21 protein-coding genes are annotated in these 21720 nt (G+C 71.8%); 9 read left to right on the forward strand and 12 right to left on the reverse strand.

Features of this window, described 5'->3' with window-relative positions; translation table 11 throughout:
• Positions 1 to 53: 53 nt before the first annotated feature.
• The 6 genes from ACFVW8_RS17235 to ACFVW8_RS17260 form a co-directional block, all read right to left on the reverse strand.
• Complete coding sequence (locus ACFVW8_RS17235; protein WP_389690699.1) at positions 54 to 809, reverse strand: SDR family oxidoreductase; 756 nt, start codon at positions 807 to 809, stop codon at positions 54 to 56.
• Between the two features lie 4 nt (positions 810 to 813).
• Complete coding sequence (locus ACFVW8_RS17240) at positions 814 to 2625, reverse strand: glycoside hydrolase family 15 protein (protein ID WP_389690701.1); 1812 nt, start codon at positions 2623 to 2625, stop codon at positions 814 to 816.
• 95 nt (positions 2626 to 2720) lie between these two features.
• A complete protein-coding gene (locus tag ACFVW8_RS17245; RefSeq protein WP_389690758.1) occupies positions 2721 to 3533 on the reverse strand; it encodes an SURF1 family protein in 813 nt (270 codons plus the stop codon).
• A gap of 59 nt (positions 3534 to 3592) precedes the next feature.
• Positions 3593 to 3826, reverse strand: coding sequence for a hypothetical protein (locus ACFVW8_RS17250; protein ID WP_389690703.1), 234 nt, complete (start codon positions 3824 to 3826; stop codon positions 3593 to 3595).
• Positions 3827 to 3890: 64 nt separating this feature from the next.
• Positions 3891 to 4898 (reverse strand): DEDDh family exonuclease, encoded by a 1008-nt coding sequence (locus ACFVW8_RS17255; protein WP_389690705.1) that lies wholly within the window; start codon positions 4896 to 4898, stop codon positions 3891 to 3893.
• 40 nt (positions 4899 to 4938) lie between these two features.
• Entirely contained in the window at positions 4939 to 5583 is a 645-nt protein-coding gene (locus ACFVW8_RS17260; protein ID WP_389690707.1) for a TetR/AcrR family transcriptional regulator, read from the reverse strand.
• Positions 5584 to 5709: 126 nt separating this feature from the next.
• On the opposite strand from ACFVW8_RS17260, the gene ACFVW8_RS17265 reads away from it, so the two are divergent.
• Genes ACFVW8_RS17265 through ACFVW8_RS17285 form a run of 5 tightly spaced genes read left to right on the forward strand, consistent with a single transcriptional unit; the run spans position 5710 to position 10641 of the window.
• Positions 5710 to 6510, forward strand: a complete 801-nt coding sequence (locus tag ACFVW8_RS17265) for an acetoacetate decarboxylase family protein (protein WP_389690709.1) — start codon at positions 5710 to 5712, stop codon at positions 6508 to 6510.
• Positions 6507 to 7391 (forward strand): SDR family NAD(P)-dependent oxidoreductase, encoded by an 885-nt coding sequence (locus ACFVW8_RS17270; protein ID WP_389690711.1) that lies wholly within the window; start codon positions 6507 to 6509, stop codon positions 7389 to 7391. The genes ACFVW8_RS17265 and ACFVW8_RS17270 overlap by 4 nt, the downstream gene beginning before the upstream one ends.
• Before the next feature lie 10 nt (positions 7392 to 7401).
• Positions 7402 to 8679: an amidohydrolase family protein gene (locus ACFVW8_RS17275; protein WP_389690713.1), complete on the forward strand. Its 1278-nt coding sequence runs from the start codon at positions 7402 to 7404 to the stop codon at positions 8677 to 8679.
• Positions 8676 to 9902 carry an amidohydrolase family protein gene (locus ACFVW8_RS17280; RefSeq protein ID WP_389690715.1) on the forward strand — a complete coding sequence of 409 codons (1227 nt, stop codon included), beginning with the start codon at positions 8676 to 8678 and terminating at the stop codon, positions 9900 to 9902. Before ACFVW8_RS17275 ends, ACFVW8_RS17280 begins: the two co-directional genes overlap by 4 nt.
• Before the next feature lie 25 nt (positions 9903 to 9927).
• Entirely contained in the window at positions 9928 to 10641 is a 714-nt protein-coding gene (locus tag ACFVW8_RS17285; RefSeq protein ID WP_389690717.1) for a VIT family protein, read from the forward strand.
• A gap of 108 nt (positions 10642 to 10749) precedes the next feature.
• Here the strand turns inward: ACFVW8_RS17285 and ACFVW8_RS17290 are convergent, their stop codons facing one another.
• The 6 genes from ACFVW8_RS17290 to ACFVW8_RS17315 all read right to left on the reverse strand — a co-directional run bounded on the left by ACFVW8_RS17290 (position 10750) and on the right by ACFVW8_RS17315 (position 17383).
• Complete coding sequence (locus ACFVW8_RS17290) at positions 10750 to 11571, reverse strand: DUF1684 domain-containing protein (RefSeq protein ID WP_389690719.1); 822 nt, start codon at positions 11569 to 11571, stop codon at positions 10750 to 10752.
• A 175-nt stretch (positions 11572 to 11746) separates the two neighbouring features.
• Complete coding sequence (locus ACFVW8_RS17295) at positions 11747 to 13528, reverse strand: dipeptide ABC transporter ATP-binding protein (RefSeq protein WP_389690721.1); 1782 nt, start codon at positions 13526 to 13528, stop codon at positions 11747 to 11749.
• The gene (locus ACFVW8_RS17300) at positions 13525 to 14448 is read right to left on the reverse strand and encodes an ABC transporter permease (protein ID WP_389690723.1); all 924 of its coding nucleotides are present in this window, start codon (positions 14446 to 14448) and stop codon (positions 13525 to 13527) included. Before ACFVW8_RS17300 ends, ACFVW8_RS17295 begins: the two co-directional genes overlap by 4 nt.
• Positions 14445 to 15395 (reverse strand): ABC transporter permease, encoded by a 951-nt coding sequence (locus tag ACFVW8_RS17305; RefSeq protein WP_389690725.1) that lies wholly within the window; start codon positions 15393 to 15395, stop codon positions 14445 to 14447. Before ACFVW8_RS17305 ends, ACFVW8_RS17300 begins: the two co-directional genes overlap by 4 nt.
• On the reverse strand, positions 15392 to 17008 hold the full coding sequence (locus ACFVW8_RS17310; RefSeq protein ID WP_389690727.1) for an ABC transporter substrate-binding protein: 1617 nt from the start codon (positions 17006 to 17008) through the stop codon (positions 15392 to 15394). The genes ACFVW8_RS17305 and ACFVW8_RS17310 overlap by 4 nt, the downstream gene beginning before the upstream one ends.
• Before the next feature lie 117 nt (positions 17009 to 17125).
• On the reverse strand, positions 17126 to 17383 hold the full coding sequence (locus ACFVW8_RS17315) for a putative leader peptide (RefSeq protein WP_389690729.1): 258 nt from the start codon (positions 17381 to 17383) through the stop codon (positions 17126 to 17128).
• Positions 17384 to 17480: 97 nt separating this feature from the next.
• On the opposite strand from ACFVW8_RS17315, the gene ACFVW8_RS17320 reads away from it, so the two are divergent.
• From ACFVW8_RS17320 to ACFVW8_RS17335, 4 genes are all read left to right on the forward strand, one after another.
• A complete protein-coding gene (locus tag ACFVW8_RS17320; protein WP_389690731.1) occupies positions 17481 to 17621 on the forward strand; it encodes a putative leader peptide in 141 nt (46 codons plus the stop codon).
• Between the two features lie 194 nt (positions 17622 to 17815).
• The gene (locus tag ACFVW8_RS17325; protein ID WP_389690733.1) at positions 17816 to 19156 is read left to right on the forward strand and encodes an MFS transporter; all 1341 of its coding nucleotides are present in this window, start codon (positions 17816 to 17818) and stop codon (positions 19154 to 19156) included.
• On the forward strand, positions 19153 to 20265 hold the full coding sequence (locus tag ACFVW8_RS17330) for an LLM class flavin-dependent oxidoreductase (protein ID WP_389690735.1): 1113 nt from the start codon (positions 19153 to 19155) through the stop codon (positions 20263 to 20265). Before ACFVW8_RS17325 ends, ACFVW8_RS17330 begins: the two co-directional genes overlap by 4 nt.
• A gap of 10 nt (positions 20266 to 20275) precedes the next feature.
• Positions 20276 to 21631, forward strand: coding sequence for an NtaA/DmoA family FMN-dependent monooxygenase (locus ACFVW8_RS17335; protein ID WP_389690737.1), 1356 nt, complete (start codon positions 20276 to 20278; stop codon positions 21629 to 21631).
• Positions 21632 to 21720 lie beyond the last annotated feature (89 nt).

A 21720-nucleotide genomic window follows, 5' to 3' on the forward strand; every position in this document is an offset into this window, starting at 1 on the left:
TCCGGCCCGCCCCGCGTCGTACGAGCCGGAGGTGTTACGTCCCCGGGCCGGGCTCAGAAGCCGTGCCGGGAGCCGCCGTCGACCGGGACCATGATGCCCGTCAGGTACGAGGCGGCGGGCGAGAGCAGGAAGGCCGATGTCCGGCCGAACTCCTCCGGGGTGCCGTAGCGGCGCAGCGGGATGCGGGCCTCGTTGGCCCTGCGCGAGGCCTCCGCGTCGCCCGAGAGCGCGTCCAGTTCACGCACCCGGTCGGTGTCGATCCGGGCCGGCAGCACGCCGACCACCCGGATGCCCCGGGGGCCGAGCTCGTCGGCCAGCGATTTGGCGAATCCGGCCAGGCCGGGGCGCAGACCGTTGGAGATGGTCAGTCCGGCGATCGGCTCGTGGACGGAGCCGGAGAGCACGAACCCGATGACACCGCCCTCGCCGAGCACCTCGGCGGCCGCACGGGCGAGACGCACCGCGCCCAGGAACACCGACTCGAACGCCGACTGCCACTGCTCGTCGGTGTTGTCCGCGGCGGTGCCGGGCGCCGGGCCACCGACACTGATGAGGATGCCGTCGAGCCGGCCGAACCGCTCGCGCGCGGCGTCCACCAGCCGCTGCGCCGCGGCCGGGTCGCCGTTGTCGGCGGCGAGCCCGACGGCGTCCGGCCCCAGTTCCGCTGCCGCCGCCTCGGCACGCTTCGCGTCCCGGCCGGTGACGATCACCTTCGCGCCGTCCGCCGCCAGGGCGTGCGCGGTGGCGTTGCCCAGCCCCCGGGTCGCCCCGGTGACGATGTACACACGGTCCTTCAGTCCAAGATCCATGGCCCTATCCTGCCGCCCCGTCCTCCGGGACGTCCTGCGGGGTTCCCGCCTCGGCCAGGGCGACGGCCGTCCCCACCAGCCCGATGTGGCTGAACGCCTGCGGGAAGTTGCCGAGCTGGCGTCCGGCGGCGGTGTCGTACTCCTCGGCGAGCAGCCCCACGTCGTTGCGGAGCGCCAGCAGCCGTTCGAAGAGTTCGGTGGCCTCCTCGGTGCGTCCGGTCAGCCGCAACGCGTCCGCCAGCCAGAACGAACAGGCCAGGAACGCCCCCTCACCGCCCGGCAGCCCGTCGATGGAGGTGCCGTCGGTGCTGTAGCGGCGGACCAGCCCGTCGCTGCCCAGTTCGTCCCGGACGGCGTTCACGGTCCCCACGACGCGCGGGTCGTCCGGCGGCAGGAACCCGGTCCGGGCGATCAGAAGCGTCGCCGCGTCCAGGTCCCGTGACCCGTAGGACTGGGTGAAGGTGTTGCGCACCGGGTCGTACCCCTTCTCACAGACCTCCCGGTGCACGGCGTCGCGCATCGCCCGCCACCGGTCGGCGTCACCGGTCAGCGCCGGGTCCTCCTCCAGACTCCGCACAGCCCGGTCGGCCGCCACCCAGGCCATCACCTTCGAGTGCACGAAGTGGCGGCGCTGTCCGCGGATCTCCCACAGCCCCTCGTCCGGCTCCCGCCAGGTGGACTCCAGGAAGCCGAGCAGGCTGAGCTGGAGGTTCCAGGCGTGCGGCTTGTCGCCCAGGCCCGCGTCACGGGCCAGCCGGAGCGAGTCGATGACCTCCCCGTACACATCGAGCTGACGCTGACGGACCGCGGCGTTGCCGATCCGGACCGGGGCGGAGTTCTCGTAGCCGCGCAGCCACGGCAGCTCCGACTCGGGCAGCCGGCGTTCACCCGCGAGCCCGTACATGATCTGCAGGTCGGCCGGGTCCCCGGCGACGGCGCGCAGCAGCCAGTCCCGCCAGGCCTCGGCCTCCTCCAGATAGCCGGCCGAGATCAGCGCTCCGAGGGTGAGGGTGGAGTCCCGCAGCCAGCAGAAGCGGTAGTCCCAGTTCCGTACGCCGCCGATCTCCTCGGGCAGCGAGGTGGTGGGGGCTGCCACGATCCCGCCGGTCGGTGCGTAGGTCAGCGCCTTCAGGACGATCAGCGAACGGATCACCGCCTCCCGGTAGGGCCCCTGGTACTTGCACCGGGCGGACCACTCGGCCCAGTCGGACAGGGTGTTCTCCAGCGCCTCGTACGGGTCGATGAGGTCGGGCCGGGGTGAGTGCGAGGGGTGCCAGGTCAGCACGAACGCCACCTTTTCCCCCTCGGAGACGCTGAACGAGGAGCAGGTGGAGAACTGCTGGCCCCAGGTCTTGACCGGCGGCTCGCTGCGCAGCCAGGCGGAGTCGGGCCCCGCGACCGCCACCCGGTGGCCCTGCGAGCGGCGCATCCATGGCACGACGGAGCCGAAGTCGAAGCGCAGCCGGAGCACGGAGGTCATGTCCACGGTGCCGCTGACGCCCTCGACGATCCGCATCACATCGGGTTCCTGGTCGCGCTGCGGCATGAAGTCGATGACCTTGACCGTGCCGGTGCGGGTCTCCCAGAACGTCTCCAGGACGAGGGAGTCACCCGCGTAGGCGCGCCGGGTGCAGGTGTCCGCGCCCTTCGGGGCGATGCGCCAGTGGCCGTTGTCCTCGTCGCCGAGCAGAGCTGCGAAGCAGGCGCCCGAGTCGAAGCGGGGCAGGCAGAGCCAGTCGACAGAACCGTTTTTTCCGACGAGGGCGGCGGTCTGCAGATCGCCGATGATGGCGTAGTCCTCGATGCGTGGGGTCACGTTCTGGCGTGTTCCCGAACATGGCCCCCGCTAAGCAGCCGCCGTCCGACGTGAGGTGCGAGTCACCCCGGCGGGCGACGGCGCCGGCCCGTCCGTCAGGCCTTCGCGGGTTCGGGCTTCCCGGGCTCGGCCGCATCGCTCTGCGCCGCGGCCTCGGCAGCTGCCGCCACCAGGTCGCGCTTCTCCCGGCGGGCCAGCACCACATAGCCGACCGGGACACCGGCGGCGAACAGCCACCACTGCACGGCGTACGCCATGTGCGGGCCGATGGAGCTGTCGTCGGGCGACTCGATCAGCTCGGGGGTGTCGCCGGACGGGACGGGTCCGGTCTGCTCCAGGTAGCCGCCGAGCACCGGCCGGGAGAGCAGCTTGGCCTGCTGGGCGCTGTTGATCAGCATCACCTGGCGGTCCGGCAGGTCCGAGAGGTCCTTGATGCCGCTGCTGCCCGTCGTCTCGTCGGCCTTGAGCCGTCCGGTGACGGTCACTTCGCCCTTCGGCACGGCCGGTACCCGGGGAAAGGCGCGCTGGTCGTCCGCGGTCGGGATCCAGCCGCGGTTGATCATGACCGTGCCGCCGCCCTTGAGGTCGAACGGGATCAGCACGTGGAAGCCGATGCTGCCGTCGGTGGAGGTCCTGCGGCGGACCACGACCTCGTGCTTCTCGTCGTACGTCCCGGTGGCCTTGACCGCACGCCAGTAGTCCGAGCGCGGCACGATGTGGCCGGGGGAGGTGAGCGAGGAGACCGGGACCGGCTTCGCCTTGAGGTTGTGCGAGATCAGGGAGTTCTGCGCGACCTTGTGCTCATGCCGGTGCAGCTGCCAGAAGCCCAGCTCGATCATCGTGGGAATCATGACGAGGGCGAGGAGGGCGAGGATCAGCCACTGCCGGGTCAACAGGAAGCGGTACACCCCATGACGGTACAACTGCGTCATGGGGTGCATCGCGGAGGGGGTCGGCTGTCCGGTGCTCAGACACTGTCGATGATGCCCACCTTCCCCTCCGCGCGGGCGCAGTGACCGCCGCAGAACCAGTGCCCGTCGACCTCCACGCCCTGGCCGATGACCTGGACCCGGCAGTGCTCACAGATCGGCGCCATGCGGTGGATGGCGCAGGAGAAGCAGTCGAAGACATGGATCGCGCCCTGCGCGTGCACCTCGAAGGACATCCCGTAGTCGTTTCCGCAAACCTCACAACGTGCCATGCGCCACAGGGTGGGACGCGAGGGCGGTGGCGGGCGAGCGGCGGACGGGCGAGTCGCCCCCGGTTCACTCCGATGACGGCGCCGCCGCCGGGGCCTTCGCCGCCGGGGCCACATCCCGCAGGAGATGGGTGAACGCGCTCTCCTCCAGGATCGGGGTGCCGAACGACTTGGCCTTCACCGTCTTCGACGTCGCCGCGTCCGGGTCGTTGGTGACGAGCAGACTCGTCAGCCGGGAGACGCTGGTCGCCACATGCAGACCGGCCTCCACCGCCCGGTCCTCCAGCAGCTCGCGGTCGATCGAGGTGTCCCCGGAGAACGCCACCCGCATGCCCTGCATGAGAGGTTTGTCCTTGTCGTACCGCCCCGGGTTCGGATACGGGCAGGCCGGACGCTTGCGCGAGGGACGCCAGCTCGCCTGACCGCCGCCGTACGAGGCCTGGTAGCCGACCCGGGGAGTGACGGGGGAGTCCGACCACTCGGTCAGCGGCCGGCACTCCAGCAGCGGCAGCCGCACCCCGCCGTGCGCCGCCGCGTGCAGGCTCGGCCGGAACGCCTCGGCCAGCACCCGGGCGTCGTCCAGCGCGTGGTGCGCGCGCTGCTGCACGACACCGAAGTGCGCGGCCAGCGACTCCAGCTTGTGGTTGGGCAGCGGCAGCCGCAGCTCCTTGGAGAGCGCGATCGTGCACAGCCGCTGCTGCACCGGGGCGATCACCGAGGCCCGTGCGTACTCCCGGGCGATCATCGACCAGTCGAAGGCGGCGTTGTGCGCGACGAGGACGCGGTCGGCGAGCCGCTCGGAGAGCTGGGCGGCCACCTCCGGGAAGAGCGGGGCCCCTTCGAGCACATCACTGGTCAGCCCGTGGATCCAGACGGGACCCGGATCGCGCTCCGGGTTGACCAGGGTGTACCAGTGATCCTCGACATTTCCCTGCGCGTCCAGGCGGTAGACGGCGGCGGAGATTATCCGGTCGTCCCGTGCGAGGCCGGTGGTCTCCACGTCGACGACCGCGTACCCCTGCGGGTAGGCGGTCGGCCACGGTGCTGCGGTCTGGCGGTCGTCGAGCATGGTCACAGAGAATACGGGCCGCGACCGACAGTCCCCTATTCGGCCGTCACCCCCGGTCCCCGTCCGACGGATCCGAGTCCGCCAGCAGCCCGTCCACCAGCGCCCGCACGGACGTGGTGAACAGCCGGTCGGGGTCGGCGGGCCGGGACAGCGCACGGGCCAGCGCCGGATCCCCGTCGGCCGTCGACTCGCTCCACAGATCGCCCTCGGCGGGTGACTGGACGGGGGACCGCTCCCGGTTCCGCTCCACCAGCAGGAAGCCGACGGTGTGGATCTGCACCGCACGGACCGCGTCCGCCGCCCGTGCGCCGCGCAGCCCGGCGGCGTGCACCTCGTGGGCGAGTGCCTGCTGCGCGGGAAGGAACATCCGTTCTGTCAGCCCGCGTTCGTGGACCATCGCGATCAGGTGCGGGCGGGCACGCAGCTCGCGGCGCAGGCCGCGGGCCACCGAGACGATCCGGTCGGCCGGCAGCCTGCCGGTGGGACGCAGGGTCCCCATCTCCTCGACGGTTCGCTCCACGAGGGCGTCCAGCAGCGACTCGCGGTTGCCGACGTGCCAGTAGATCGAGGTGACGGCGGTGCCCAGCTCGGCGGCCAGCTTGCGCATGGTGAGGGCCCCCGGACCGTGCTGCCGCACGAGTGCGGCAGCGCTCGCGAGGACCTCGTCGCGGGTCAGCGCCGATCGCGCCACAGCTCCTCCAGGCTCCAGAACTCCGTTACACGCACGGCTATTTACCCTTCATCGTCTCCGGTGTAACTGTGTTACAGGCCCGGCGGGAGAGCCGGGAGGCGGACGACCGAGAAGGGTGGCACCGCAATGGCACGGGTACGGTACGGCGCACGCACCGAGGCGGAGATCGCGGCATCCCGTGAGGCCCGCTCCAAGCTCCCCGACATCTGGTCCACCGGCGTCACCGCCGTCTGGGAGAGCGACCCCGACGCGGTGGCGGCCGTCCTGCCGCCACCCCTCAAACCCTCCGGACGCCCGCTCGTCCGGGCGAGCATCAGCAAGGTCGATCTGCCCGGCTATCCGCTCGGCGCGGGCGCCGTCTCCGTCGCCGCCGTCCACGACGGGCACGAGGGCTGGTACTCGCTGGTCATGCCGATGACCCACGAGCGGGCGCTGACCGGCGGCCGGGAGGTGTTCGGCGAACCCAAGAAGCTCGGCGAGGTGAGCGTCGAACGCGAAGGTCTCGTCGTCCGGGCCCGGCTCGTCCGCCACGGCATCGCGTTCGTCGAGATCCGCGGCGCGGTCGCCGAACCGCTCCCGCTGCCCGAACCGGCCACGAAGCTCGACTTCTACTTCAAGTTCCTGCCCGCCGTGGACGGCGAGGGCTTCGACTCCGGCCCCGTACTGATCCACTGCACCCGGCACGAGAAGGTCCGCCGGCTGGAACGGATCACCGGCGACGTGGTGCTGCGCGAGTCGATGTACGACCCGGTCGCCGATCTCCCGGTGCGCCGGCTGGTCGAACTCACCATCGGCGAGAAGACCAGCGACCAGCAGGGCCGGGCGGTGGAACGGGTCGACGCCGACGCGCTGCTGCCGTACGTCCACCAGCGCTACGACGATCCGCAGCAGATCCACGACGGCCCGCCCGAAGGGAGCGTCCGATGAGGCTGGAGGAGGGGCAGACCGCCGTCGTCACCGGGGCCGCGAGCGGTATCGGTCTCGCGATGGCCCGCCGGTTCGCGGCCGAAGGGCTGAACGTGGTGCTCGCCGACGTCGAGGAGGGCGCACTCACCACGGCGGCGGACGAACTGCGCCGGGACGGTGCGCAGGTGCTGGCCGAAGTCGTCGACGTCAGTGAACGGGACTCCGTGCGGGCCCTGGCCGACGCCGCGTACGACGCCTTCGGCGCCGTGCACGTGCTGTGCAACAACGCCGGGGTCGGATCGGGCGCCGAGGGCCGGATGTGGGAGCACGAGCCCAACGACTGGAAGTGGGCCTTCGCCGTCAACATCTGGGGTGTCTTCCACGGCATCCAGGCCTTCGTCCCCCGCATGCTCGAAGGCGGCGCCCCCGGCCACGTCGTCAACACCTCCTCCGGCGACGGCGGCATCGCCCCGCTGCCCACCGCATCCGTGTACGCCGTCACCAAGTCCGCCGTCGTCACCATGACCGAATCGCTGTACGCGCATCTGCGGGCGGAGGACGCGGCGGTAGGCGCCTCGGTCCTCTTCCCGGGCCCGCACATGCTCCGCACCGGACTGTGGGAATCCCACCGCAACCGTCCCGAGCGGTACGCGAAGGAACGCCCGCGCCGGACCCCGTACCGCAGCCTCGACCAGTGGGAGAGTGCGATGCGGTCGGCGGGCCACGAGGTGGAGTTCACCCCCGTGGAGGACGTCGCCGCGACCGTCGTGGACGGCATCAGGGCCGGCCGCTTCTGGATGCTGCCGGACAGCGAGCACAGCGACAGCCAGATCCGCGCCAGGTCGCAGTCGATGCTCGACCGCGCCAACCCGTCCTACCTGGAGAAGTTCGTACTCGACTGAGGAGCGAGCCATGACCGACGACCCGTACCTGATCATCTCCTCCGACTGCCACGCCGGACTGCCCACCGAGGAGTACCGGCCCTATCTCGACAGCCGCTTCCACCGGGAGTTCGACGACTTCCTCGCCGGTCGGGACCGCCGCCGCGAGGAGATGACCCGCCTCGGGGTCCGCAACGAGGCCTTCGCCGACAAGTGGTTCCAGGACAACGAGGAAGGTCTCAGGGGTGGTTGGGACACCACTCAGCGGCTCAAGGAGCTCGACGGCGACGGTGTCGCCGCCGAGGTCGTCTTCCCCGACGCGGACGCCGTCGACAGCCGCACCGCGGCCCCCTTCGGCGTGGGTCTCGGACTCTCCGGCGACCAGGACCCGGAGCTGGGCATGGCCGGTGCGCAGGCCCACAACCGCTGGCTCGCCGACTTCGTCTCCCAGCACCCCGAACGCCACTGCGGGGTCGCCCTGCTGCCCGTCACCGGCGAGACCGGCCGGGTCGTCGCCGAGATCCACCGGGCGAAGGAGTCCGGCCTCGGCGCCCTGATGATCCCCTCCATGTGGGTGGACAAGGCCCCGTACCACGACCGCCGTTACGACCCGGTCTGGGCGGCCGCCGCCGAGACCGGAATGCCGATCGTCACCCACTCGGGCGCGGCCCCGCGCCACGAGTACGGCGACCACCTCGGGATCTACGTCTCCGAGGTCACCTGGTGGCCCTCGCGACCCCTGTGGTTCCTCCTCTGGTCAGGCGCCTTCGAACGCCACCCCGGGCTGAAGTTCGGCGTCGCCGAGTCCGGCTGCTGGTGGCTGCCGAACCTGCTGTGGTTCATGGACCGGCTCTACCTCGGCGCCCACGGCGGCAAGAAGCTCTCCCCGTTCGCCGAGCTGAAGCGCCCGCCGCACGAGTACCTCGACCGCCAGGTCTTCATCTGCGCCACCAACACCAAACGCCGCGAGCTCGCCCAGCGGTACGAGATCGGCGTCGACAACATCCTCTGGGGCAGCGACTTCCCGCACCCCGAGGGCACCTGGCCGAATTCCGCGAACTGGCTGCGCAACACCTTCCACGACATCCCCGTCACCGAGACCCGCCGGATGCTGGGCCTGGCCGCCGCCGAGGTCTTCGGCTTCGACACGGACCGGCTCGCCCCGCTCGCCGCCCGCATCGGCCCCACCCCGGCCGACCTGGGCCAGAGCGCCGACCAGACGGCCGTCGAGGCCTCCTGGGCCCGCTCGCGCGAAGTGGGCCGCCACTGGCTGACCGACAACGACTTCCCGGTCCTGGGGGCGTCATGACGGACCGCTACACCGTCATCTCCGCCGACTGCCACGCCGGCGCCGACCTCCTCGACTACAAGCCCTACCTGGAGGCGGCGCACCACGACGACTTCGACGCCTGGGCGGCCACCTACGTCAACCCGTACGAGGACCTGGTGGCCGACACCGCCGACCGCAACTGGAACTCCGGCCGCCGCCTCGCCGACCTGGAGGCGGACGGCATCGTCGCCGAGGTGGTCTTCCCCAACACCATCCCGCCCTTCTTCCCCTCCGCCTCCCTGATGGCCCCCGCACCCTCCCGGGCCGAGTACGAACAGCGCTGGGCGGGGCTGCGCGCCCACAACCGCTGGCTCGCCGACTTCTGCGCGGCGGCCCCGGGCCGCCGCGCGGGCGTCGCGCAGATCCTCCTCAACGACCCGGCGGAGGCGGTCCGCGAGGTCCGCCGCACCAAGGAGGCCGGACTCACCGGCGGCATCCTGCTGCCCGGTGCCCCACCGGGATCCGGCGTCCCGGAGCTGCACTCCCCGGCGTACGACCCGCTCTGGGCGGTCTGCGCGGAGCTGGACGTACCGGTCAACCACCACGGCGGCTCCGCCTCGCCGCCGCTGGGCGACGAACCCGCGGCCCGCGCCGTCTTCATGGTGGAGACCACCTGGTTCTCGCACCGGGCGCTGTGGCACCTGATCTTCGGCGGGGCGTTCCGCCGCCACCCCGGCCTGAAACTGGTCCTCACCGAACAGGGCTCCGGCTGGATCCCGGGCGTCGTGGAGATGCTCGACTACTACCACGGCAGACTGGTCGCCGCGGCCTCCCGGGCGGTCACCGCCGAGTCCAAGTTCGGCGCGGGCCTCGCGGACTCCATGGGCGCGCGTCCCAGCGAGGTATGGCGCGACAACTGCTTCGTCGGCGCGAGCTTCATGCGCCCGCACGAGGTGCCGCTGCGCGACCGGATCGGCCTCGACAAGATCATGTGGGGCAGCGACTACCCGCACGACGAGGGCACCGCCCCGTACTCGCGCGAGGGCCTGCGGATCGCGTACGCAGGGCTGCCGCCCGCCGAGGTCGCGGCGATGACGGGCGGGAACGCGGCCCGCGTCTACGGATTCGACCTGCCCGCACTGGACCGCGTCGCGGCGGAGGTGGGCCCGACGGTGGACGAGATCGCCGAACCCCTGAAGGAGGTTCCCGCGGGCGCCACCAGCCCCGCGTTCGCGCCGGGCGGGTCGGTACGCGTCTGGTGACACCGGGGGGTGAGACCATCCCCGGATGACGGATACCCCGGCGCACGACGAACCGCACAGCACGGGCATGGGCGCAAGGCTGAACTGGCTGCGCGCCGCCGTGCTCGGCGCCAACGACGGCGTGGTCTCCACGGCAGGCCTCGTCGTCGGTGTCGCCGGGGCCACCGACGACCGCAGCACCCTGCTGACCGCCGGCCTGGCCGGGCTGCTGGCCGGCTCCATGTCGATGGCCGCGGGCGAGTACGTGTCGGTCTCCACCCAGCGCGACTCGGAGAAGGCCGCACTCGCCACGGAGAAGCGCGAGCTCCAGGAGACCCCGGAGGCGGAACTCGCCGAGCTCACCGGGCTGCTGGAGGGCAAGGGCCTGAGTCGTGAGGTCGCCCGCGAGGCCGCCGTCCAGCTCACCGAACGCGACGCGCTGCGCGCCCACGCGGAGGTGGAGCTGGGCATCGACCCGGACGACCTGACGAACCCCTGGCACGCGGCGGGCGCCAGCTTCCTCGCCTTCACGGTGGGCGCGCTGCTGCCGCTGCTGGCGATCGTGCTGCCCCCGTCGTCGCTGCGGCTGCCGGTGACCGTGCTCTCGGTACTCGCCGCACTCGCCCTGACGGGCTGGTGGAGCGCCCGGCTGGGCGACGCGGCGGTGGGGCCTGCGGTGCTGCGGAACATGGGCGGGGGTGCGCTGGCGATGGCGGTGACGTATGCGGCGGGGGAGTTGCTGGGGGCGGCGGGGGTGTGAGGGGCGAGGGACCCGGGACAGCCTGTGGTCACGGCTCCGGCCCGGCAGCCGCATCCGCCGGTCCCGGCTCGCTCCGGTGGCCGGGACGAGCCGGGCAGCCGTACGGCGTCAGGGCTTTCCGCCGCGCTCCAGGGGGATCTTCTCGCCCGTCTCGACAGCGACCGGCAGCCGGTTCTCCGCCGGAGGCAGCGGGCAGGTCGCCAGGTCGGTGTAGGCGCAGGGCAGATTCGCGGCACGGTTGAAGTCGAGCGTCACCCCGCCCCCGGCGTCCGGGGGCGCGATCTGCAGGGCGCGGTTCGCCGCGTAGGTGGTCACCCCTGAGGTCTCGTCCGTGAACAGCACCGTCAGGCTTCCGGGGGCCCTGCCGTTGAACGCCGTGAGCCGGTGAACCGTGCCGGCCAGCTCGAACTCGACCTGGCCGGGGGAGTCGTAGACGTGTTCCAGCCCCTCGACCGCCGCACCGACGGTCACCGAGCGCGGCGCGTCGAAGGGAACGAGGCGACCGGCGCGCACCCAGCGGGGATCGGGGGCGTACGCAGGGGTGCGGGTGAATGCGGTACGCAGTGTGTTCCCGGGGTGGCGGGGACGCAGGATGTCGTGACCGCCGCGCTTGGCGACCTCGATCACCGCGTCGCCGGCGCCGGGGTACAGGCTCTCCCTCTCGCCGATCACGCCGAAGTCGTGGCGGCCGTTCACCGTCGCACCGTCGACGGTGAGTTCCTCGCCCTCCGCCAGCTCGACCACCACCCCGTCGGGCGTGCTCGACCAGGCTCCCGGGGCGTCCTCGAACCGGGTCGGTTCGGGGCTCAGCCAGTGCAGGCTCGTGATGGCGAGAAACCCGTGCGGTCCGGCCAGCACCTCCTCGTGCTCACGGTGCCACTGCTCCCACTCCTTGACGAATTCCACCTGGTCGACTTCTTGGACGCTCATGTCCGCTCCTGTGCGTGGTGTGGTGAGCCGGGACCGGCCGCTCGCCGGTCCCGGTGATGGTGCCGCCGGTGCCGTACTGGTTCGTGAGCCGGCCGCCGGTGTCCCCGCGGCGGCACGGCCGGCCACGGAGTGCACATGACGGGGGTGGTCACGGGGCACGTCCCGACCGTGCCGGTCAGGGATGCGCGGACGTCCGGTGCAGTGCTCCTTGCGTCGAGGCAGCCTTCCGGATCCCGGAGGGCCGTGCCCGGGGCCCGGGGTTCAGGGGGTCGGCGGCCGGCTGCCGTCTGCCGGGGATGGCGGCGAGCAGCTCCTTCGTGTACGGATCGGCCGGCGCCGCGAAGATGTCGTCCGTGGTGCCCGTCTCGACCAGTCGTCCGTGCCGCATCACCCCCACCCGGTCGGCGATCTGGCGCACCACGGCCAGGTCGTGGGAGATGAAGAGGTAGCTCAGGCCCAGGTCACGCTGGAGATCCACGAGCAGCTCCAGGATCTGGGACTGCGCGGACACATCCAGCGCCGACACCGGCTCGTCGCACACGACCAGATCGGGTTCCAGAGCGAGCGCCCGGGCGACAGCAACCCGCTGGCGCTGGCCCCCGGACAGCTCGGACGGCCTGCGGCGCAGCACGGCGACCGGTAGTGACACCCGTTCCAGCAGTTCGGACGCCCGCTGTGCGCGCTCCCTGCGGCTGCCGATGCCGAACGCCCGCAGCGGCTCGGCGATGACCTCCGCGACGGACTGGCGCGGGTCCAGCGACGCGTACGGGCTCTGGTACACGATCTGCATCCGCCGGCGCAGCCTCCGCAGTGCGCCGCCGCGCAGCCGGGTGATGTCCTGCCCGTCGAAGGTGACGCCGCCCTCCGACGGATCGGCCAGCCGCACCACGAGGCGAGCCGTGGTGGTTTTGCCCGAACCCGACTCCCCGACCAGTGCGAACGTCTCGCCGCGGCCGATGCTGAAACTGACGTCGTCGACGGCCCGCAGGGTCCGTGCCCCGCCCGGCCCGCCCGCGCCGGTGGGCAGCGGGAAGGTCTTCACGAGGTGACGGGCGACGACGAGGTCCGTGGCCCCGTCGGGGCTGCGGGGACCGGCCGGCGCGCTGCCCGCCGGCCCGACCGACGGTCCGGGGGCATCCCGGCGCCGGGCCACCAGCCGGCCCCCCGCCAGGCTCGGCGCGGCGGCCAGCAGATGCTGCGTGTAGGCGTGCCGAGGGGCGTTCAGCACCTGCTCCGTGGAACCCGTCTCGACGACCTCCCCCTGGGCCATGACCACGATCCGCTGTGCCCGGTCCGCCGCGACCCCGAGGTCGTGGGTGATCAGCAGGACGGCGGTGCCCGACTCCCGGGTGAGGCCGGCGATGTGGTCCAGGATCTGCCGCTGCACGGTGACGTCCAGGGCGCTGGTCGGCTCGTCGGCGATCACCAGCCGGGGCCTGGCGGCCACCGCGATGGCGATCAGCACCCGCTGCCGCATTCCGCCGGAGAGCTCGTGCGGATACTGCCTGGCCCGTACCCCGGGGTCGGGCAGACCGGCCTGCCCGAGGATCTCCACGGCCTGTGCCGCAGCAGTGTCCCGGTCGGCGAGCCCGTGGATCAGGAGCACCTCGGCGACCTGGGTCCCGATGCGCTGCACGGGGTTGAGCGACACCATCGGATCCTGCGGGATCAGCCCGATGTCACGGCCGCGTCGGGCCCGGAGCTCCCTGTCCCCCACCCGGGCGAGATCGACGCCGTCGAAGAGGACCTGCCCGGCGTCCAGTGAGCCACCGGACGGCAGCAGCCCGATGACCGAGTGCGCCGTCGTGCTCTTGCCGGAGCCGGATTCGCCGACCACCGCGACGACTTCGCCCGCCCCCACGGTCAGATCCACCCCGCGCACGGCCGGCACGACGCCCGAGCGGGTGCGGTAGGACACCCTCAACCCGCTTATGCCGACCAGTGGTTCGTCGCTCATCGTGTCTCCCTGCCTTCCCGTTCGAACGCACGGGAGATCCGGTTGGCGGCCAGCACGGTGGCCGCGATGGTCAGACCGGGCAGAGTGGTCAGCCACCATGCCGTGGCCAGGTAGTCGCGGCCGCCCGAGACCAGTGAGCCCCATTCGGGTGCCGGCGGGACGGCGCCGTAGCCGAGGAAGCTGAGCGTGGACACCTGAAGGATGACGGCGCCGAAGTCGACGGCGGCGTACACCAGCACCGGACCGGCGGAGTTCGGCAGCACATGCCGCAGCAGCACCGAGAGCCCTCGGGCCCCGGAGGAGTGTGCCGCCTCCACGTACACCGCGCCGCGCACCCTCAGCACCTCGGAGCGCATGACACGGGCGAAACTCGCCACGCTGGCGATGCCCACCGCGATGGCGACCTTGACGGTGCCGAATCCCAGTGCGGTCACCACGGCCAGTGACAGCAGCAGGCCCGGGATGGCCAGCAGGACGTCGGCGAAGCGCATCAGGACGTCGTCGAGGCGCCCACCGAGGAACCCGGCCAGCAGTCCCAGCAGCGATCCCACCACCAGGCCCACGGCCACCGCCACCACGGTCGCCTGGAGCGAGAGCGCCGAGCCGTGCACCACCCGGGCGAACAGATCACGGCCCAGCTGGTCGGTGCCGAAGAGGTGATCCGCGCCGGGGCCCTGCAGCCTGTCCCGGGGCACCCCGGACAGCGGGTCCTGCGAGGTGAACACGCCCGGGAAGAAGGCCGATACGGTCACCAGCGCCACCAGCACGACCGACAGGACAAGACCGGGGGAGCGCAGCAGGTACCGGGCCAGTCGCCGGGCCCGTTCCCCCGCCCCCTCGTGGACGGGGTGGTCCGGGGCCGCCGGGCGCGTGCCCTGCGCCGTGCCGGTCAGTGCCTCGGCGGTCGCGAGCTCGGTCATCGTGCCACCGCCCCGGCCGTCGTGATCCGTGGATCGAGCAGCGGGTAGACGAGATCGACCGCCAGATTCGCCAGCACGAACACCAGCGCGCCGAACACCACCAGCCCCTGGACCACCGGAATGTCCTGGGCGCTCACCGCCGTGGCGGTGATCCGCCCCACCCCGGTCCGGGAGAACACCGTCTCCACGACCACCGAGCCCGCCAGCAGATTGCCGGTCAGTATTCCCAGCACCGTGAGCGAGGGAATGGACGCGTTGCGGGTGGCGTGCCGCAGGTGCACGCGTGCCCGGCTCGCACCCTTGGCCAGCGCTGTCTCCACGTAGGGCTCGGCGAGGGTGGTCCGCAGGCTCTTGGCGAAGACCTGGGCGATGACCGCGCCGGTGGGCAGGGACAAGGTGATCACCGGCAGGACCAGGCCGGCGAAGCCCTCGTTGCCGATGGCGGGCAGCAGGCCCCACCGGAACGAGAAGAGCTGTACCAGCACCAGGCCGACCAGGAACGTCGGCGCGCAGACGCCGGCCGCGGGCAGCGACAGCAGCACCTGCCGCAGCCAGCGCCACCGGGTGTACGTACCCAGGAACGCCACGCCCGCGCCCAGGGCGAGCGCCAGCACCAGGGCCGCGGAGGTGAGCTCCAGGGTGGGCGGCAGGTTCGAGGCGATCAGGTGGCCGACCTGGTCGCCGCTCTGCACCGAGGTCCCGAAGTCCCCCTGGAGGGCGTGCCAGAGCTGGGTGCCGTACTGCTCGATGACCGGCTTGTCGAACCCGTACGACTTCCTCAGCTCGGCGAGCTGCTCCGGGCCGATGTCGTTGGTCTCGCCACCGCCTGCCGCCATGATCGACACCGGGTCGCCCGGCAGCAGGTACAGCACCCCGAAGGACAGGGTGAACGCCGCCCAGAGGACGAACACCGACTGCGCCAGCCGTCGCGTCAGATACTTCCTCATGACAGCCACGTGTCGTGGAACTGCAGCCTGGACGAGGCCTCGAAGTCCAGGTCGTGGACCTTGTCGGACAGGCCCAGGACGGTGGTCAGTTCGAACGCCGGGATCTGGTAGCCCTTGTCCAGCACGATCTTCTGGGCCTGCGCCACGTACGCCGCGCGCTCCTTCGGGTCGCTCGCGGCGGCCTGCTTGTCCAGGAGGCCGTCCAGCTCGCTGTCGGAGAGATGGCCGAAGTTGAGGAGCTGACCGGAGAATCCCGTGCGCAGGATGTCGGGGTCCACCCGTGTCGAGTTGCCCCAGGAGAAGTCGTAGTCGCCCTTCTGCCGGAGGGAGACGAAGTCCCCGATGGTGGTCGACTGCAGGACGATGTTGACGCCGACCTTCTTCAGCTGCTGCTGGATCAGCTCCAGGGCGGTCTGATTGGGGCCGAAGTTGGACGCCCACACGACCTTGAGGGTGAGCTTCTTCCCGTTCTTCGTACGGATGCCGCCCGGTCCGGTCCGCCACCCCGCTTCGTCGAGGAGCTTCCGGGCTCCCGCGGCGTCATGGCCGAGCCCGTCGCTCAGGTCGGTGTAGTCGGCCGTGGTGCTCGCCAGTGCGCTCGTGGCCGGCTCGTAGCTGCCGCTCAGCACCGTGTCGACGATCTCCTGCCGGTCGACGGCCTTCTGGACCGCCTGCCGGACCCTGACGTCCTTGGTGACGGGCCGCGCCACGTTCGCCGAGAGCGCGAACGGCAGCCCCGGGTTGGCCCGGCTCCGCACCGCGAGACCGGCGCTCTTGAGCCCTGCCTCGTCCTGCGGCGCCACTCCGCCGATCGCGTCGACCTGGCCGGACTGCAGGCTGCCGGTGCGTACCCCGGACTCCGGGATCACCTTGAAGGACAGCTTCTCCAGGTAGGCGGGCCCCTTGCGGCTCCACAGCGAGGAGCCCCAGGCGTATTTCGCGCGCCGGCGCTCCTCCACGGACTTGTTCGGTGTGTAGTCGACGAGCGTGAACGGTCCGGAGCCGACCAGGTTGTCCGTGCACCGCTTGTCGGCGGGCAGCTTCACCGTCGACTCCGCGAGCAGCCCGAGCGTGAAGGTCGACGTCGCCTGCAGGAACTGTGCGTTGGGAGTGGAGAAGGTGACCTTGGCGGTGTAGTCGTCGACGACGGTGGTGCTCCGGTAGCCGCCCAGATAGCTGCTGCCGAGGACCGCCTTGGCCCCCAGCCCGATGATGCCGTCGAAGTTGCTCTTCACCGAGGCCGCGTTCACCGGGGTGCCGTCGCTGAAGGTGACTCCCTCGCGGAGGCGGAACGTGAACGTCTTGGCGTCGTCGCTCACCTTCCAGGACTTCGCCAGCCAGGGCACGATCTTGCCTGTCTTGGGGTCCTGGTCGGTCAGCGAGTCCACCAGCTGGCGGGCCGGATAGATCGCGTCGTTGTTGCCTGCCTGCTGCGGGTCGACGCAGATCGGGTCGGATGCCAGGGCGAAGGTCAGACGGCCTCCGGAGTGCGGGGTCGAGCCGCCCGGGCTGTCCGCGGAGGACGAGGAGCAGGCGGTGGCGCAGAGCGACAGGACGGTGACGGCGGCGAATGAGGTCAGGGCGGTGCGGCGCTGCGGACGTGGTCCGGACATCGGTGTGTCTCCAGGACAGGAAAGGGGAGATTCCCGGACACGGCGAGCGACCTGCGCGGACAAGGGTGCGGGCAGGCGGGCGACAGCCGTGGGCGGGCCGGTCAGGCGGTAATGACGTCAGGCCCGACAGATGGCGCTGGAGACGCGGTGCAGATCGATGTGGCGACGGGCCGAGAGGCGGGTCCGGAAAAATCCCGCGCGGCGCATACCAGCAGCCCGGCTCGGGGGCGTGGCCCCGGCGTCAGTCGGCTGGTACGGCATGGGAGGCGCGGTCCTTTCGCACATGCGGCATCGTCCGCCAGGGACGGTGCCACGCAACGTATCAGCTCGAACACCGGTATGAGAAGGAAGAGTTGGCGCCGCTCTTGACGCCATTGTCCAACCGTGACCGAACGGCTAACGTGAAGAGATCACACGTATCGGCGGCCTTCCCTCGAACCGCTGACGACCCGACGGCTGTGAGGTGACCGGCATGCAGGCGCGATCCTTCCGCGAGTGCGACGACCGCGTGCCGCCCCACGCCGGGCTCTTCGAGCTGCTGGTCGCCCGGCGCCACGTCGACCTCCTCCGGGTGAGCAGCGCGCTGTGTCCGGGGACGTCTCCGCGCCGCTGAGCGCGTACGCACTGCTCGCCCCGGCCCGCGCCGCCTTCTGAACGCGCCGCCCTGCGCGGCAGCCCGCGTGCGCCGCGCGTCCGCCATCCCCTTTTTCTCCTGTGCCGACGTCTGTCGCGAGCCCCTGAGGGCTGTCCCGTAACCGGGCCATCGCCGCGTCCGGCATGCCTGCACACCTGACCGAGAGGATCACGGTGCCCAAGAGCACCGCACGCCCCGGCGTGTTCGCCGCGCTGCGGGTGCGTGACTACCGGATCTACTGGAGCACGGGCCTGATCTCCAACACCGGCACCGCGATGCAGGGGGTGGCGCTCGACTGGTTCGTGCTGAACCTGACCCACAACGGGACCGCCGTCGGCTGGGCCGCGGGGCTGCAGTTCGCCCCGGTTCTGGCCTTCGGCCTGTGGGGAGGGGTGCTCGCCGACCGGTACGACCGGCGCACCGTGCTGCTGTGGGCGCAGTCCCTGTACGCGCTCCAGGCGCTGCTCCTGACGGTCACCGTGCTGTCCGGCAACGCGCCGCTGTGGCTGGTCTACCTGCTGTCGTTCGGCCTGGGCTGTGTGTTCACGGTGGAGAACCCCGCCCGGCTCTCCTTCGTGACGGAGCTGGTCGGGCGGTCCCTCATCACCAACGCGGCCGGGCTGAACATCCTGTCCCTGAACGCGGCCCGGCTCATCGGACCCGCGATCGCCGGAGTGCTGATCGCCCTCATCGGCACGGGCGGGGTCTTCGCGGTGAACTCCGTGTCCTTCGCGGTGGTTCTCGCGGGCCTGCTGACCATCCGTCCCCGGCCGGGGCCGGCCGCCACGGAGCGGCCTCCATGGGTGGGAGGGGGAGCGGCCGGGCTGCGCTATGTCGCGGCGAGGCCCGAACTGATCGCGGTCTTCGCGGTCTTCGGCCTCGTCTCCACCTTCGCGCTCAACTTCTCCACGACCCTCACGCTGTTCGCCGGCCGGGTCTTCGACGTCGGCTCCCGCGGCCTCGGCTTCATGTCGACCGCGCTGTCCGTCGGCACGATCGCCGGAACGCTCATGGCCACACGCCGCGCCTCACCGCGGGTGCGGACGGTGGTCGCCGGCGCGGTGCTGTTCGGGCTGTGCGAGGTGCTGGCCGCCTCCATGCCGACGTATGCCGCCTTCCTCGCCCTGCTGCTGCCGGCCGGATTCATGCTGATGACCCTCAACACCGCTGTCAGCGCCTTCGTCCAGTCGGAGGTCAGCGACGCGATGCGCGGGCGGGTGATGGCCGTCTACACCGTGATCTCGATGGGCGGAGCTCCGATCGGCGGTCCGGCGATCGGCTGGGTCTCCCAGCACGCGGGGGTGCGCTGGGGAATGGCGTCGGGCGCCGCGGCAGCCGTCGCCGCCGCACTCGCGGTGGCGCTGTGGCTGTCCCGGCAGCGGTCCGGCGCCCGGCCGTCCCGCCATGACGCGCCGGCTCCCGCCCCGCGCCCTGTCGCCGCGTGCCCTCCCGCTCCATCGCCTGCCAACTCGTACGCACCTGAATCCACTTCGACCGGAGGTACCACCCCATGACTGACCGCGAATCCGGGTTCGCCGGACTGCGTCTGGCCCTGGAAGCCGACGGCGACGGCGCCCACCCCGCCGCCTGGCGCCATTCCGGGCGCCCGCCCGGTGCCGTCCTCGGCCCCCGCGCGCTGCGCGAGGTGGTCGCAGCGGCCGAGGACGCGGGTTTCGGCCTCGTCACCTTCGCCGACGCACCCCTGCCGCCCGGTGCGGGCCCGGACGCGGCTGGACGGCTGGAGGCCGGGACCCGGGCCTCGTACGCCGCGCCCCTCACCGACCGGATCGGCCTCGCGCCCACCCTGCACGTCGCGACCACGGAACCGTTCCACCTCGCCACCCAGCTGGCGAGCCTGGATCACGCCTCGCACGGCAGGGCCGGCTGGGTGGTCGGCGCTGCGGCGGGACGGGACGCGCTCGCCACCGTCGGGGGAGCGCCGCTCTCCGCCGCCGCGCTCGCCCGTGAGAGCGCCGATGTCATCGACACCGCCCGCGCCCTGTGGGACTCGTGGGAGGACGACGCGGTCATCAAGGACCTGGCCAGCGGCCGGTTCCTGGACTCGGAACGGGTGCACCACATCGACTTCGAAGGCGCCTCCTTCACCGTCAAGGGGCCCCTGATCACTCCGCGCCCGCCACAGGGCCAGATCGTCGTCCTGGCTCCTGACACGCTGGACGCCGACGCGCGCGCCGATGTGGTCCTGGTCGGCCGGCCGGATCTCGCCGCAGTCGCGGCCCGCGCGGCCACGGCCAGGGAAGCGGGCGCGCCACTGGTCTTCGCCGAGGTGGAGGTGGTCCTCGACGCGGCGGTCCCGGCCAAGGACCGGCTCGCCGAACTGGACGCTGCCGCAGGCCGGCCGGAGTCCGGACGGCTGCGTCACGCCGGCTCCCCGGAATCGCTGCTGGACCTGCTGCGCGAGCTGGCCGATTCGGTCGACGGAGTCAGACTGCATCCGGCCGTACTCGCCGTCGACCTGCCGGTGCTGGCGGAGCGGGTGCTGCCGAGGGTGACCGGGGCGGGGCCGCGGCGTGTTCCCCGGACCGGTACCACCCTGCGCGAAACGCTCGGCCTTGCCCGTCCCGCCAACCGATACGCCGCCGCCGCGGCCACGAACGCCTGAGGTGACTGCCATGACCGAACGCCATTCCCGTCCCCGGCTCCACCTCGGTGTGTTCTTCACCGGCGTCGGGCCCCAGCTGATCTGGACAGACCCCGGAGCCCCCTCGCACACGGAGTTCCAGACGTTCACCGACATCGCGCGGACCCTGGAACGCGGCCTGTTCGACGCGTTCTTCCTCGGCGAGGGCCTGCGGGTGAGGGAGAACCGCGGCAAGGTCTTCGACCTCGATGTGGCGGGCCGGCCGGACGCGATCACACAGCTGTCCGCGCTCGCCGCCGTGACCGAACGCATCGGCCTGGTGGCCACCCAGAACACCACGTACAACTATCCGGCCGACCTGGCCCGCCGGCTGGCCAGCCTGGACCTGCTGTCCGAGGGCCGGGCCGGCTGGAACATCGTCACCACCGACAACGCCTGGACCGGGGCGAACTTCCGTCACGGAGGCTGGCTGGAGCACGAACGCCGCTACGAGCGCGCCGGGCAGTTCGTCGAAGCCGCCAAGGAGCTGTGGGCGTCCTGGGCACCGGACGCCGTCGCGGCCGACGGCAGCGAGTCGAGCTGGGCACGGCCCGGCTCGATCGGCCCGGTGGAGCGGGACAGCGACCTCGTGACGCTGCGTGCGAGGGCCACCGTGCCGGGCAGCCGTCAGGGCCGTCCGGTGCTGTTCCAGGCCGGGGACTCGGACGGCGGCCGCGAACTCGCCGCCCGCCATGCCGACGTGGTGTTCTCCGCCAACACCGAATACGGCAAGGCCGTTGCCTACGCGGCCGATCTGCGCGACCGGCTCGCCCGCCACGGCCGGACGCCGGACTCGCTGCGGATCCTGCCGGGAGCGAACGTCGTCCTCGGTGACACCGCGGCCGACGCGAAGGAGAAGGCACGCTGGGTGCGCGGCGAGCAGATCAACGGGGTGCGGGCCATCGCCTTCCTGGAGCAGTACTGGGGCACCGACCTGTCCGCCTACGACCCGGACGGCCCGCTCCCCGGCATCGAGCCGAGCGAGGGCGAACTCGACCCCTCACGCGGCACGATCTCCATCGACCGCCGTACCGGCAAGGCGGCCCAGATCCGCAAGTGGCGGGAGCTCGCGGCCGAACGCGGCCTGTCCATACGTCAGCTGGTGCTCGAAGTGTCCCCGGGGCACCCGTCGTTCGTCGGCACCCCTTCGGCCGTCGCCGACGAGTGGACCCACTATGTGGACACCCGCGCCGTCGACGGCTTCAATCTCCTGCCGCACCTGCTTCCGGCCTCCGTCACGGACATCGTCGACAAGCTCGTCCCGGAACTCCAGGAACGCGGGGTCTACCGCACCGAGTACGGGGGCACCACCCTGCGTGAACACCTGGACCTGCCCCCGCTGGGCTGACGGCCGGGCGGGCAGGGACGGAGCGCGGTGAAGTGCCGTACGGCGATCGCGCTGTCAGAAGTCACCAAAGATTGCTGACAGCGCGTCTC

Origin of the sequence: Streptomyces sp. NPDC058221 (assembly GCF_042882365.1) — a bacterium.
GTDB lineage: Bacteria > Actinomycetota > Actinomycetes > Streptomycetales > Streptomycetaceae > Streptomyces.

What these genes read in the sequence shown, in the direction of transcription:
- ACFVW8_RS17235 (WP_389690699.1), bottom strand. Translation starts at nt 809, where the DNA reads ATGGATCTTGGACTGAAGGACCGTGTGTACATCGTCACCGGGGCGACC.
- ACFVW8_RS17250 (WP_389690703.1), bottom strand. Translation starts at nt 3,826, where the DNA reads ATGGCACGTTGTGAGGTTTGCGGAAACGACTACGGGATGTCCTTCGAG.
- ACFVW8_RS17265 (WP_389690709.1), top strand. Translation starts at nt 5,710, where the DNA reads ATGGCACGGGTACGGTACGGCGCACGCACCGAGGCGGAGATCGCGGCA.
- ACFVW8_RS17270 (WP_389690711.1), top strand. Translation starts at nt 6,507, where the DNA reads ATGAGGCTGGAGGAGGGGCAGACCGCCGTCGTCACCGGGGCCGCGAGC.
- ACFVW8_RS17275 (WP_389690713.1), top strand. Translation starts at nt 7,402, where the DNA reads ATGACCGACGACCCGTACCTGATCATCTCCTCCGACTGCCACGCCGGA.
- ACFVW8_RS17280 (WP_389690715.1), top strand. Translation starts at nt 8,676, where the DNA reads ATGACGGACCGCTACACCGTCATCTCCGCCGACTGCCACGCCGGCGCC.
- ACFVW8_RS17285 (WP_389690717.1), top strand. Translation starts at nt 9,928, where the DNA reads ATGACGGATACCCCGGCGCACGACGAACCGCACAGCACGGGCATGGGC.
- ACFVW8_RS17290 (WP_389690719.1), bottom strand. Translation starts at nt 11,571, where the DNA reads ATGAGCGTCCAAGAAGTCGACCAGGTGGAATTCGTCAAGGAGTGGGAG.
- ACFVW8_RS17295 (WP_389690721.1), bottom strand. Translation starts at nt 13,528, where the DNA reads ATGAGCGACGAACCACTGGTCGGCATAAGCGGGTTGAGGGTGTCCTAC.
- ACFVW8_RS17300 (WP_389690723.1), bottom strand. Translation starts at nt 14,448, where the DNA reads ATGACCGAGCTCGCGACCGCCGAGGCACTGACCGGCACGGCGCAGGGC.
- ACFVW8_RS17305 (WP_389690725.1), bottom strand. Translation starts at nt 15,395, where the DNA reads ATGAGGAAGTATCTGACGCGACGGCTGGCGCAGTCGGTGTTCGTCCTC.
- ACFVW8_RS17310 (WP_389690727.1), bottom strand. Translation starts at nt 17,008, where the DNA reads ATGTCCGGACCACGTCCGCAGCGCCGCACCGCCCTGACCTCATTCGCC.
- ACFVW8_RS17315 (WP_389690729.1), bottom strand. Translation starts at nt 17,383, where the DNA reads ATGGCGTCAAGAGCGGCGCCAACTCTTCCTTCTCATACCGGTGTTCGA.
- ACFVW8_RS17320 (WP_389690731.1), top strand. Translation starts at nt 17,481, where the DNA reads ATGCAGGCGCGATCCTTCCGCGAGTGCGACGACCGCGTGCCGCCCCAC.
- ACFVW8_RS17330 (WP_389690735.1), top strand. Translation starts at nt 19,153, where the DNA reads ATGACTGACCGCGAATCCGGGTTCGCCGGACTGCGTCTGGCCCTGGAA.
- ACFVW8_RS17335 (WP_389690737.1), top strand. Translation starts at nt 20,276, where the DNA reads ATGACCGAACGCCATTCCCGTCCCCGGCTCCACCTCGGTGTGTTCTTC.